Source organism: Candidatus Binatia bacterium (assembly GCA_023150935.1).
In the GTDB taxonomy this organism is placed as follows: Bacteria; Desulfobacterota; Binatia; order HRBIN30; family HRBIN30; genus JAKLJW01.
Genome location: JAKLJW010000013.1, coordinates 96,623 through 107,767, shown reverse-complemented (window position 1 = coordinate 107,767; position 11,145 = coordinate 96,623). Strand labels below are relative to the sequence as shown.

General features: G+C 67.2%; 9 protein-coding genes. 7 read left to right on the top strand and 2 right to left on the bottom strand.

Annotated elements, in window-relative coordinates; genetic code table 11:
• Positions 1-348: 348 nt before the first annotated feature.
• The gene (locus L6Q96_10165) at positions 349-552 is read right to left on the bottom strand and encodes a hypothetical protein (protein MCK6554928.1); all 204 of its coding nucleotides are present in this window, start codon (positions 550-552) and stop codon (positions 349-351) included.
• 692 nt (positions 553-1,244) lie between these two features.
• Between L6Q96_10165 and L6Q96_10160 the strand changes: the two genes are divergently transcribed.
• Positions 1,245-1,712, top strand: coding sequence for a hypothetical protein (locus tag L6Q96_10160; GenBank protein MCK6554927.1), 468 nt, complete (start codon positions 1,245-1,247; stop codon positions 1,710-1,712).
• A gap of 319 nt (positions 1,713-2,031) precedes the next feature.
• Positions 2,032-4,059 carry a protein kinase gene (locus L6Q96_10155; protein ID MCK6554926.1) on the top strand — a complete coding sequence of 676 codons (2,028 nt, stop codon included), beginning with the start codon at positions 2,032-2,034 and terminating at the stop codon, positions 4,057-4,059.
• Positions 4,060-4,286: 227 nt separating this feature from the next.
• Here L6Q96_10155 and L6Q96_10150 read toward each other — a convergent pair whose 3' ends face one another.
• On the bottom strand, positions 4,287-5,540 hold the full coding sequence (locus L6Q96_10150; protein MCK6554925.1) for a hypothetical protein: 1,254 nt from the start codon (positions 5,538-5,540) through the stop codon (positions 4,287-4,289).
• A gap of 281 nt (positions 5,541-5,821) precedes the next feature.
• Between L6Q96_10150 and L6Q96_10145 the strand changes: the two genes are divergently transcribed.
• From L6Q96_10145 to L6Q96_10125, 5 genes are all read left to right on the top strand, one after another.
• On the top strand, positions 5,822-6,469 hold the full coding sequence (locus L6Q96_10145; GenBank protein MCK6554924.1) for a hypothetical protein: 648 nt from the start codon (positions 5,822-5,824) through the stop codon (positions 6,467-6,469).
• Positions 6,470-6,726: 257 nt separating this feature from the next.
• Positions 6,727-7,572, top strand: a complete 846-nt coding sequence (locus L6Q96_10140) for a sigma-70 family RNA polymerase sigma factor (GenBank protein ID MCK6554923.1) — start codon at positions 6,727-6,729, stop codon at positions 7,570-7,572.
• A 60-nt stretch (positions 7,573-7,632) separates the two neighbouring features.
• Complete coding sequence (locus L6Q96_10135; GenBank protein MCK6554922.1) at positions 7,633-8,379, top strand: hypothetical protein; 747 nt, start codon at positions 7,633-7,635, stop codon at positions 8,377-8,379.
• A 35-nt stretch (positions 8,380-8,414) separates the two neighbouring features.
• The gene (locus L6Q96_10130; protein ID MCK6554921.1) at positions 8,415-10,211 is read left to right on the top strand and encodes an FHA domain-containing protein; all 1,797 of its coding nucleotides are present in this window, start codon (positions 8,415-8,417) and stop codon (positions 10,209-10,211) included.
• Positions 10,212-10,805: 594 nt separating this feature from the next.
• The gene (locus tag L6Q96_10125) at positions 10,806-11,138 is read left to right on the top strand and encodes a PIN domain-containing protein (GenBank protein ID MCK6554920.1); all 333 of its coding nucleotides are present in this window, start codon (positions 10,806-10,808) and stop codon (positions 11,136-11,138) included.
• The last annotated feature ends 7 nt before the right edge of the window (positions 11,139-11,145 follow it).

Genomic DNA, 11,145 nt, shown 5'->3' with positions numbered 1-11,145 from the left:
GCACGTCCGGTGTGACCCCTCGGTACGGCCCCTGAACAAACGGGTCCTACTCGGGGCGAACGGGGAGTTGCGGGCATCGGGTTACGGGTGGTAGCCGGCGCTGTTTTACGATTTGCGCGGATGCGCGTGCGGCGCGAAGAAAACGGATGGGGAGGGCGAGGCTCCCGCCGAGCCGTCGTCAGACCGTTGTGTCTCGGCGGGAGCCTCGCCCTCCCAGAGGCATGGCTGGTCAGGCCAACTGGATGCCGGAGCCAGCCCGCGCGGTGAAGGCGGCATCCTTATGCGGAGGCCGTCTCGCGAGGCTCCCGCTGGGTGAGGCTCGCCCCTCCGGTGCGGTCCCGCGCCTTGCTAGAGCTGGCCTAAGCCGACTTCGCAGCTTGACTTGTTGTTCTTCAGACAGCGGTCGCCGAGGGTCGTGCTGGCGCAATACTGGCCGCTGTCGCAGTCCTTGTCGCTGCTGCACTCGTCGCACTCGCTGTCCCCCCCGCCGCAGGCCGCCGCGGTGAGCGTCAGGCCGAGAAGCAGGGCGCGAAGCATCGTTGTCGAGAGCATGATTTGTCCCCTCCGTGTTCGTGCGTTTCGGGTTGCGGTTGGCGGAACGTTCCGGTCTCCGACCGCGGTCAAGGTGGGGCTCGCGTACCAGTTGTTGCTACTCGGTTACCGCAAGTCGACACGACACCGACCCCCTTGGCCGCGCTGGTCCACACCCTTACTCTACGCGAGGGCAAGCGAGTTCTCGCAAAAGGCGCGAAAGGATCACGACCAGGCGGCGAAAATCGCTTGTCAGCGTCTCGGCCGGTGTGGTACGCGCATGGAGACGGCTCTTCCGTTGGTCGGTTAGGGCCAGTGGGTGGTGTAACCAAGGGGGGTACATGGCTTTAACCGGAAGTGCTCCGCGCGGTCTGATCGAAGCGAATCGGTCGCGCCTGCATGCGTATATCGAGCGGTTCGTTGCCGACAAGAGTGCGGCCGAAGACCTTGCACAGTAAACCTGGCTTGAGGTCTGGGGGCGGCTGGATACCTTCGACGCCGAGCGTGCCGGCTTCTGGCGGTTCACTCGAATATGGGCGGATTAAGTGCTTCGACGGTACTGGGCCGCGAGCCGGGGCGAGTGCTGCGCCGGGTGTCCGGGAGCCGGGCTGCGGGAGTGTGAGAGAAGGGGTGCCGGCGGCCGGTGCGTGCGAGACCGCGGGGTAGTCGACTGGACCGAGCTGCCGGCCGTGCTTGCGGCTCCCGACCGGAGGATGGCAACACGACGGGCCTGGGGCGAGCTGCTCGATCGCCTCGGTCGCAGTCGGCGTCCTCCGCACGAGGTGATTGTCTTCGGGTTCTGCAAGCTCGGGTGGAAGCCGCGGGACGTCGTGTGCGAACTTGGCGATAAGCCCCTGAGGGCTCTGGCTGCGCGCCTGGAGCGGGAGTGTACCTTCGGGGAGGCGTTTGCGGTACAGCCGTTTGCACCGCTTCACGCGCGGCTCCGGCGTCCGCTGGTCGACTCGATACGGGATCCCCGCACGCGCCGCCTTTACGCTGACTTGCTGGCCCGCACCGCGGGCACGACGACGCTGCGCGACTATTTCCCGGCCGCGTCGGAACGGCAGGCTGAAGCTGCCGTCGTCCACTGGTGGCATTCGGTACGGCGTTCGCTGGTTGCCGAGACGTTGCGGATTGGCCGTGGCGACCTCTTCGAGTGGGTGCAGACCTACGCGGCGTGACAGGTGGCGGTGATTCGTCGGTCGTCGGTCGGTTTCTTGGGGGAAGGAACATGAAAGGTTTGGCCTTGATCGCGGTTGGCTTTGCGGCGGCGGCTGCGGCGGGATGGTGGGTAAGGCACGAGCTTGCGGCGCGGGTGGCAGCACCGGGCGGAGCGGCGGCGTTAGCGGCCGAGACGCAGGGGGGGCCAGCGCGTGTGGTTGCTCTCGGGCGTTGTGGTCGTATGCCCACCGGCTTGCCGTACGGTGTCACGATGGCCGTCTCCAATCGCAACCTGACTCGTGGCTTTCGCGCGGCGGTCGGGTATATGTCACCGAGCGTATGGTCACGTCGCCTGTCGATCGCGTCGACGTCGGGACGATAGTCGGCGGCTCTTACGAGGTGACCCGGCACCTCGGTCATGGCGGCCTGAGCGAGGTGTGGGCGGCCCGGCACGTGCGCCTCCCGGCCCGCGAAGTTGCGATCAAGCTTCTACTCGACATCCGGCCGAGCGACGGAGCCGTGGCCCGCTTTCGCCACGAAGCGGAGATTATCTCACGCCTCGGCCACCCCAACATCGTTCAGGTATTCGACTTCAACGAGCTGCCGGGCGGGACCCCGTACATGGTTCTCGAGTTGCTCGGCGGCGAGATGTTGCGTGCGGCGTTGCAGCGCGGCCGCATGCCTGTGGAGGCTGCCGTGGCTATCGCACGGCAGATCGGCTCGGCGCTCGACGCCGCCCACCGTGCCGGCATCGTTCATCGCGATCTCAAACCCGAGAACATCTTTCTCTGCCCGGCGGGTGGCGGCGATATCGCCGGCCATCAGGTGAAGGTGCTCGACTTCGGTATTTCGAAAGTCCGCGGCTCGGATACCGTCCGCACGCTTCCCGATTCGTTCATCGGCACCCCGCGCTACATGTCGCCCGAGCAGGCGCGAGGTCACAGTGACCTCGTCGATCAGCGCAGCGACATATTCGCTCTTGGGGCCGTGCTGTACGAGATGCTGACCGGCCAGCCGGCCTTCCCCGGTCGGGACGTGCACGAGGTCCTCTCGCTCGTGGTCCGCGACTCGCCGCGATCGCTTGCCGGGCTGATTCCGGCTGTCCCACCAGCCGTGGCACGAGCGGTCGAGCGGGCACTGGAGAAGGAACCGGAGAAACGCTTCGCAACCGCGGCAGAGTTCGTTGCCGCGCTGAGCGCGCCCCGCGAGCCTGTGCCGTCGAACTCGGCGGGGGCGGGGTGGTGGTCGGGGTCGCTCGACGCGACCGACCGCCTGCCCGAGAGCATGCCGTCAGCCGCGGTAACCGAACGCAGGTCTACGCGCCGCGCCGTCGCTGTCGCTGTGGGGTTAGCGGTAGCCGTCGGACTCGGGTTCTGGGCAGCCCGGCCCGACAGCCCGATCGCAGGCCGGGTGACGCAGCTCGCGACCCCCGGTTCCGCCGGCGTGGCCGCTAACACGATTGCGGTCATGGAGTTCGAGAATCAACGCGGCGACGATCCGAAGAACGACTGGTACCGCAAGGCTCTGCAGACGGCTTTCAACACCGAACTCAGTAAGATCCCGCAGGTGTCCGTGCTTGCCGAAGAGATCATCGAACAGACCGCCCAGGAAGTCGGGCTCGATCGCATGGCCGCCGCGCGCCGACTCGGGGTGCGGCGTTTCGTGACCGGATCGTTCGCCGTGGTCGGAGATGTCATCCGCATCGACGCGCGCGTCGTCGAAACCTCCCAGGGCGTGCAGGAGGTGGCCGAGAAGGTCGAGGGCAAGTTCGAACGGTTCTTCGAGTTGCAGCGCGACCTCACGCTGGCCATGCTGCGCAGCTTCAACGTGCAACTGAGCCCCGCCCAGACAGAGTCGTTAAGCCGCCCCAGCAGCGCCCAGGTCGACAAGTACCGGATGCTCCTCGAGGCCGAAGGGGTGACCGGGAGAGCCGGGCAGCCGGGTGCAGCTTCCGGGGGTCCGCAGTCGAGCCTGCCAGGTGTGTCGCGGGCGCTTGCGGCCTGGCTGGTCGGCGTTGCCCTGGCTCAGGATGTGCCGGCGGCGGCGACCGATGCAGCCCGTGAAGTCCTGGAAGAATACCGGCGCGCCCACGAGACGGGCGATCTCGATCGCCTGGCTGCCCTCTACGTCGCGTTTCCGGAAAGCCAGCGACGGGCGGTTGCAGCCTACGCGAAGAACGTCCGCAACCTGCGTGTCGAACTGACGGATGTCGCGATTCAACCCCGCCAGCACGACGTCGTCGTCGCCTACACCCGCACCGATCGGTTCGTCGACAGTGAAACGGGCGAGCCGATGATCCTCGAAGTCCGCCTGACCCGCTTTCTCGTCCAGACCGGAGGGCAGTGGAAGTTCGCCGCGGAGAACTGACCGTCGTCCGAAATCGGCGATCGAGTCGGGAGTCGACAGTCGTCAGTAAGCCAGCGCGGGCGGGTGCCCGCAACCCATGACCTGACCGGACGTGTCTCTGGGAGGGCGAGGTTCCCGCCGAGCCGTCATCGGACCGTCGCGGCTCGGCAGGAGCCTCGCCCTCCCAATCCGATTTCTTCGCGCCGCACGCGCATCGGCGGAAATCGTAAGACAGAGTTCGTTGCGCGTCAGAACCACGCCTCCAGCGCTACGGTGCCGGCGGCGTCCGGACGGACTCCGGCGTCGTTTAGCGGGACGGTGACGGCGCCGTTGAGCATGAGACTGTCCGTGAGCTTGCCGCGCACGCCAGCCACGAAGTCGACGTAGTTGCTGCCGACGGTGCTGTCGCCCTGCGCATAGAGAACCGTGGGCGGGATGCCGTCGCCTCCCTGACCGTACGCGACCGAAGGCGACCAGGCGATCGGCGTGTCGTAGATCGAGCCGCTTACTCCGAGGTCGACGCTCCAGCGCTTGTACGGGACCAACAGGCCGCCGTTGCCCACGAATCGCCTCAGCTCCGCCGTATTAAAGTCGTAGTCGTAGCCGACATCGGCGAGCAGGCGCAGATGGTCCATGGCCGTGACCTCGCCGATGACCCGCGGCAGGATCGAGGTAGTGGCCGAGCCGGCGAACTGGTCTTCGTTAGGGCTGGGCAAGTAGAGGTCGGTCGCGAAGGCCAGGCGCAGGTGCTCGCTGGCATACATGGAACCACGACCGGCGAGCGTAATGCGGCCTACGCCGGCGTGGGTGCCGTCGTTGAACGCAATATCGAGTGCGGTGAAGGTCTCGCGCCGGTACACGAGGGTCCCCCGGCGGAGCAGTTCCGCCAGTGCCTCGCGGGTGGGCGCCCCGCTCAGCATCGCGTCCCGCGGCGGGACGTTGAGGGTGCTGGCGCGGGTCGTGAACGACTGCGAGGCGCCGGCGCTCACGATGACGATGGGCAGGACCATGCTGACGTCGATACGATTGGTCACGCCGTACGTCGCCGCGAGATTCATTACCCCGACGGTGGCCTCGACCTGTGCGCCGAAGCCGGCGTATCCGCGCGGTCCGGGTTCCGATCCATCCTGGGGCTCGATGTAATAGACCAGCGGCCCGAACGACTGACCGAGGTCGAAGAACGAGCCGGCGAACCGCAGTCCCAGCCGGCCGGCGCCGATCGGACGCGGTGAGCGCAACGCCGTCGGTCCCAGCAGGCTGCTGCGCGTGTACGTGTCCGTCTCGCTGTCGTACTCGTAGCTGAACGCCTGTCCGGCCATCGGCGGCAGGGAGGAGATGCTCTGTTGCACGGCCAGCACGATGAGCTGTTGCGCCGCGTCGGCGCGTTCCTGGCCGCCGTACTGGCTGGGGGTCTGCGCCTCCGCGAGGGATCCCGCTGCGACGAGCAAGACAAGTGCGAGGACCCTGGTGCTGCCGCGTCCTGCCGATCTCGACTTGATCATGATCCCCCTCGGGTTGCCCGGCATGACCGTCTGATTCGCACCGCTCGCCGCACGCTGCCGAGCCTGCGGCTGACGTGTCTGCCATTCAACCGCGGACTTGGCAAGCGAGCCGATCCCCCCTCGCCGTGCAGCCGAACGATCGAGGCGGGGCGAACAAAAGGGTTCGAGTTGCGAGAACTGCGGGCGAGGGCGGTACTTGGTGACGAGATGTGCTCCACATCGACAACTTGCCGGCGGAAATTCTCCGGCCGGCACCAACCGACGAGAGGGGGTTCGTGGACATGAAGAAGACATGGTCATGCGTGGCGTTGGCGGTCGGAATCGGCCTGTCGGGCTGCGGCGGGGGTGGCGACGGCGACGGTGGGGCGCCGTCGCAGGAACCTTCGGGCGTTTGCGAGGCCTGCGTGTCGAACGCCGATTGCGAAGATGGGCTCTACTGTCAGCCGTGCCTGTCGAATTGCGGTAACGAGGGCAGCCGGTGTGCAGGGTTGGGTGGATCCGGCGCTTCCACCATCTCCTGCGGGCGGGCCGCGTATGCCGGGGGATGCGCCGATGTGGCCGGCGAGTGGTACCTGACCGAGGAGGTCATGGCGACCTGTACGGCGAGGGGCGAGAGCTTCGACATGGACGAGAGCGGCGGCGGGACGGTGTCGTTCGAGCAGAAGGGGTGTGAAGTGAGCTACACGGTGCCGGAGACGAATATGACCAGATCGGGTAAGATCGTCGGCAACCGGATGCGGCTCGTTGGCCGGTTCCTGATGTCGACCGACCCCGGTGTGCGCTTCAAGCCGAACATCACGGTCATCGACGGCGAGGTGAAAGGTTCGAACCTGAGCATGATGGGTACGGGGCTGGCACGCGCCAACATTTCGGGTGTGCAAGTGTCCTGCGAAGGGCAGTCGACGGCCGAAGGCTACCGCATGCGGTAAGGCAGGCGGCGAGTGAGGGATAGCCGGTGCGAGCCGGCTGTCCCTCCCCCGTATTGCACAGGCTCATGACTTCCTTACTGACCCATCCTCCGGAAACCGGTTCCTTCGGTGCGCCGCGCTCCGCCGCGGCCCGCGCATTCCTTGCGTCCGCCTTCCGACTCGGATATCGGGCAAGACACGGAGCGGGGGCAGCGGTGGACGGTGGGAAACTTCGGTCTGGCGCTCGGGTCTACGGGCCGGGTCGACGGGGGAATTGGATGGTGCCGCAGGGTGAGGCGGTCGGCGATCTGATCGCGACCCACCAACAACGGCTCTACGGGTATTTCCTCGGGCGTGTGCGCGACGACAGTGTCGCTCGGGACCTTGCCCAGGAGACCTGGATTGAGGTGTGGCGACGCGCCGACACCTTCGATCCTCACCGTGGCGGGTTCTGGACGTTTACGCGCATCTGGGCCGACTTCGTCTTCAAACGTCACGGCACAGCGCTGAGCGTCGAACGGAAACATCGCGCCGAGGAGCGCGTGCCGGTAACGCTCGGCGACCCCGACGCCTCGACGAATGCGACGATGGTGTCGGGGACGATGGTCGGTCCTACGGTGGGCGGCAGTCGGGGTGGGGTGGAGCACGCGGTGCAGTGCGCGGCGGCATTCGCCGAGTTGCTGTCCCGTGTCGCGCGGTGTGCGCGGCCGCCTCACGAAGTGATCGTCTTCGGTTTCAACAAGCTGGGTTGGAAGCCGGGTGACGTGGTGTCCGAGCTTGCCGACTTGCCCATGGGCGTGCTCGCCGCGCGTTTGGAGCGGGAGTATGCGGCCGCCACGGCGGTGCCCGCCGTACATCAGGCGTTTGCGCCGCTGCGGAACAAACTGAGCCGTACGCTGGGGGAGGTCGTGCGCGACCCGCGCACGCGCGCCCTGTGTGCGGCGCTGCTGGACCGTGTCGTGGAGACAACCGCGCTGCGCGAGTATTTTTCTGCCGCCGCGGTGCGCGACCCGGAGGCGGCGATAGTTCACTGGTGGCACTCTGTGCAACGGTCGGTGATCGCCGAGACTGTACGCGACGGTCACGGTAACCTGTTCGAATGGCTTAGTGCCAATGGCGAGTGACTCGATTATCATTGGACCGCGGAGAAGCTAACCCACGAAGTCGCAGCGGAGGGTACGGCGGTGACCGATCCCCCATTCCACGCGTCGCTAGACGACTTGCTCGACCTCTTCGAGGCGCGCCTGGCTGACCAGCGGGAGCGCGCTGTGGAAGAGCATATTGCGGAGTGTGCCGAGTGTACGCGCCTGGCCCGGCAGGTATACGCGGGAGAAATCGTCGTTGGCGGGTGGACCGCCGGCAAACACGGACGAGCCCAGTTGCGGGCAGTGTTTGCGCGGGCGCTCGCGGATACCGCGGCACAGCCGGGTACGGCGTGGTCCGGCCGGCTCGAGCGCTGGCACCGCCGTTGGTCGGATGCGGCGGAGGCCGCGGCACGCGTCGTCATCGAGGGCACGGCCGCGGCGGGGAGGGTTCTCGCCGTCGGTCTCGATGCGCTGTCGCGACCCGGGAGCGACTGGCATTTCAGTCCGGAGCCGCAGGCGGTTCCCGTCCGCGGCGCAACCGACGAGACGACGGACTCCGCTGTGCTAACGACGCCGGTGTCGGCAGGTGGGCTGCGGGCGCGGGTCGCGGTGATCGGCGGCGACGAGGGCGAGATCGCGGTTCGCGTTGACGATGCGCCGCCGGGGGCGCCGTTGCCCATCGTGCTACTCGTCGATTCCGCTGCGGCTGTGCCGGCGGTGCGGGTGGCCGCGCTCGAGCGTCAACCGGACACGTCGTATGCGGTGGCGCGGTTCGAGGATCTGCCTCCCGGGGACTACGTGGTGGCTCTGGAGCCGATGGAAGCTCTGGAACCAACGGAGGGGTAGCTGCGTTTCGTCCGTGCCGAGGTTTCGAAAGCATCTTGGACGCGTTCTTCGACAGCGTGCGATCCTCCAACCTTAAGAGTCAAACCGCCAGCCCCTTCCGCCTCGTCTGCCTGCGTGGCGCGCGCGCGGGTGCGGAATGGCCGTTGCGCGTCGATCGGGAAACGGTCGTCGGTCGCGCTTCGCCGGACGGCGCGGTGGACGTCGATCTTTCGCCGGATCGGCGGGTTTCGCGCCGGCACGCGCTTTTGCGGTTTGCGGATCGGCGGTGGTGGTTGCAGGATCTCGGGAGCCGGTACGGGACGATGCTCGGTCACGTGCGGCTGGCGGGAGACGTGCCACTCTGGTGCGAACCGGGCGTCCCTGTCGTTCTGGGCAGGACGACCCTCGCTCTGTTTGCGCCGCACTGGTTCCGGTTCCTCGCCTGCCGGTTCGCAATCGACGTCGGTCTGAGCCCGGCGCTGAACGAGGCGGTTCTTTGCGCCAAAGGTGCGGCGGTGAACCGGCTTTACGTGACGAACGTGGGGGACTGCCGCACGTCGGAGGCGCGGTTGGAGATCGGGTTGGGGGCGGTTGGCGGTTGCGAGGCGGCCATTCCGCCGCTGGATCCCGGCGAGGGGCGGTTGCTGCCGATCCCGCCGCTGGATATCGCAGTCGGTGCGCTGGCCGTTCAGGGTACACCCGCGTGGCAGGCGGTGACCGTCGGCGTGGACGGCGAGCTGGTGCGTCGCGACGATGCCGGATTATGGCTTCTGTCTCACGATGCGTGGTCGCGGGCTCCGGAGCACCGCATCGCTCTGGCGGCGTTCGTCTTGCCGCACCACCCGCTGGTGGGGCAGGTGGCGCGGGCAGCCACGGCGGGGTGTCCGGCCGCGATGCCGCCCGGCGATGTATTAGCCGCCGTGTATCGGTATCTTGCCGATGACTGGCATCTGGACTACCGCGGCGAGCTGCCGGGCACGGGGATGGTGAGTCAGCGGTTACGGTTGCCGGACCAAGTGCTGGTCGATGTGGCGAGCCGGCAAGGGGAGGGGACGTGCGTTGATCTCGCCGTGCTGATGGCCGGCTGCCTCGAGTACCTTGGGGTTCAGCCTCTGATTGCGCTCGTCGATCTGGGCCGGACGTGGCATGCGCTCGTGGGGTGTTGGGAGCGACCGGGGACGCGTCTGGAGCCGCTAGTCGACGATGCAGGGCGTCTGCTACGGCGGGCGATATGGTTCGATCCGACCGGGTGTACACGCGATCCGTCATGCCGCGCAACGGTGGCGGGAGCGGGCGAGGCGGCGAGACGGTGCCTGCGCGAGCATGCCCTGGTCAGTGCGATTGACGTAGCCGCCGCGCGCGGCGACGGTGTGCGGTCGGTATCGTTGCGGCGCGAGCCGCCATGGAGCGCGGCGGTGGCCGGGGCGATGGCGCGGGCACGGGCGCTGGCGCTGGCTGCGGAGACCAGGCTGGCGACGGTGCCGCTGCTGATCGGGTTGCTCGCCGATGCGGACGGCTTGGCGTGTCGCGTGCTCGGGCTCGCCGGCGATGCGACGGCGGCGATCGAAAGCCTGCGGGCGGGGCTCCCGCGGGGGTCCGCCGGCGCACCACCCAGTCGGCATTATCTGGAGGTGCTGGCCGGAGCGCGAACGCAGGCGGAGCTGGATGCGAGCGCGGTGGTGGAGGAAAGCCACGTGTTGGCTGCGATGCTGGCTCTGCGTAGTGCGGCGCTCGACGCGGCTTTTGCGTCATTGGGGACCGATCGCGAGGCAGCGCGACGGGCGCTTTATCGTTTCGCCGCGCGGGAAGCGAGCGACGCCACGGATCTGTCGGTGTTCGCACCTGCCAAATAGCGACGCGATCATCCCCTCGCATGAACTCCGCGTATGCATTGAGCGTGTCCCTCGCCTTCGCTTGCTCACGGACCGCGCGAGCGCGGGGCTCATGGAGCCGGCTTCTTGCAGGAACAGCGATCTCGTCGTCGGGATACAGGGCAGGGAAGCCCGCGTGGCAGCTCTACATAATCCGACGCTTTCCATAACGCCTGTTCGGCCTGGGCGATTGGGTCGTGGTCGGAATCGGCATCGGAATCGATAACGGCATGAACTTCGGCCGCGCGCGGCTTGAGGTCCACCGAGCAGCCATCGAGTCCGTCGGTCGGGTACACCGGGCAACGGATCGATGCGATGACGTCGTCCTTGTGATGGTCGTCGGACCGTGAAAAAGTGCAGTCGTGGACGGCGATTCGAAAGAAGTGAGCGAGCGGCAAGGTCCTGCGGTGGAGCCCGTCCCTGCCGAAATTCCCGAACTCGTCGCGTTCAACGGCTCCGTGGACGATAGCCTCGTCGACGCGATGCTCGCGATGAAGATATCCGACCGCCTGCGCACTCTGAGCCGTTACGTCGATGCCATCGCGGGGTTCCGCACAGTTACGGCGATGCCGGCGGGTGACGTCCTTGGCGGTGGTGACCGAGGCGGTCTACTTGCTGGGATTTTCCGGGCCCGCGCAGCGCGCACTGCTCGCCTTTGTGGCGAGCGGCGCTGTCGAGATCGCTGAGTTCGGCGGCGCCCAGGTGTCGCGGGCGGCGGCACTGATGGAACGTTACGCGGATCTCCCAATGGACTTCGCGGACGCCACTGTGGTTGTGTTGGCCGAGCACTTGCGCACGACCGTCGTCTTCACGCTCGACCACCGCGATTTCTCAGTGTATCGCCCTGGGCGCCGCGCCTTCCACCTCAAACCTCACCGGAGAAATCCACGGCTTGAAGTATCCACGTGAGGAAGAT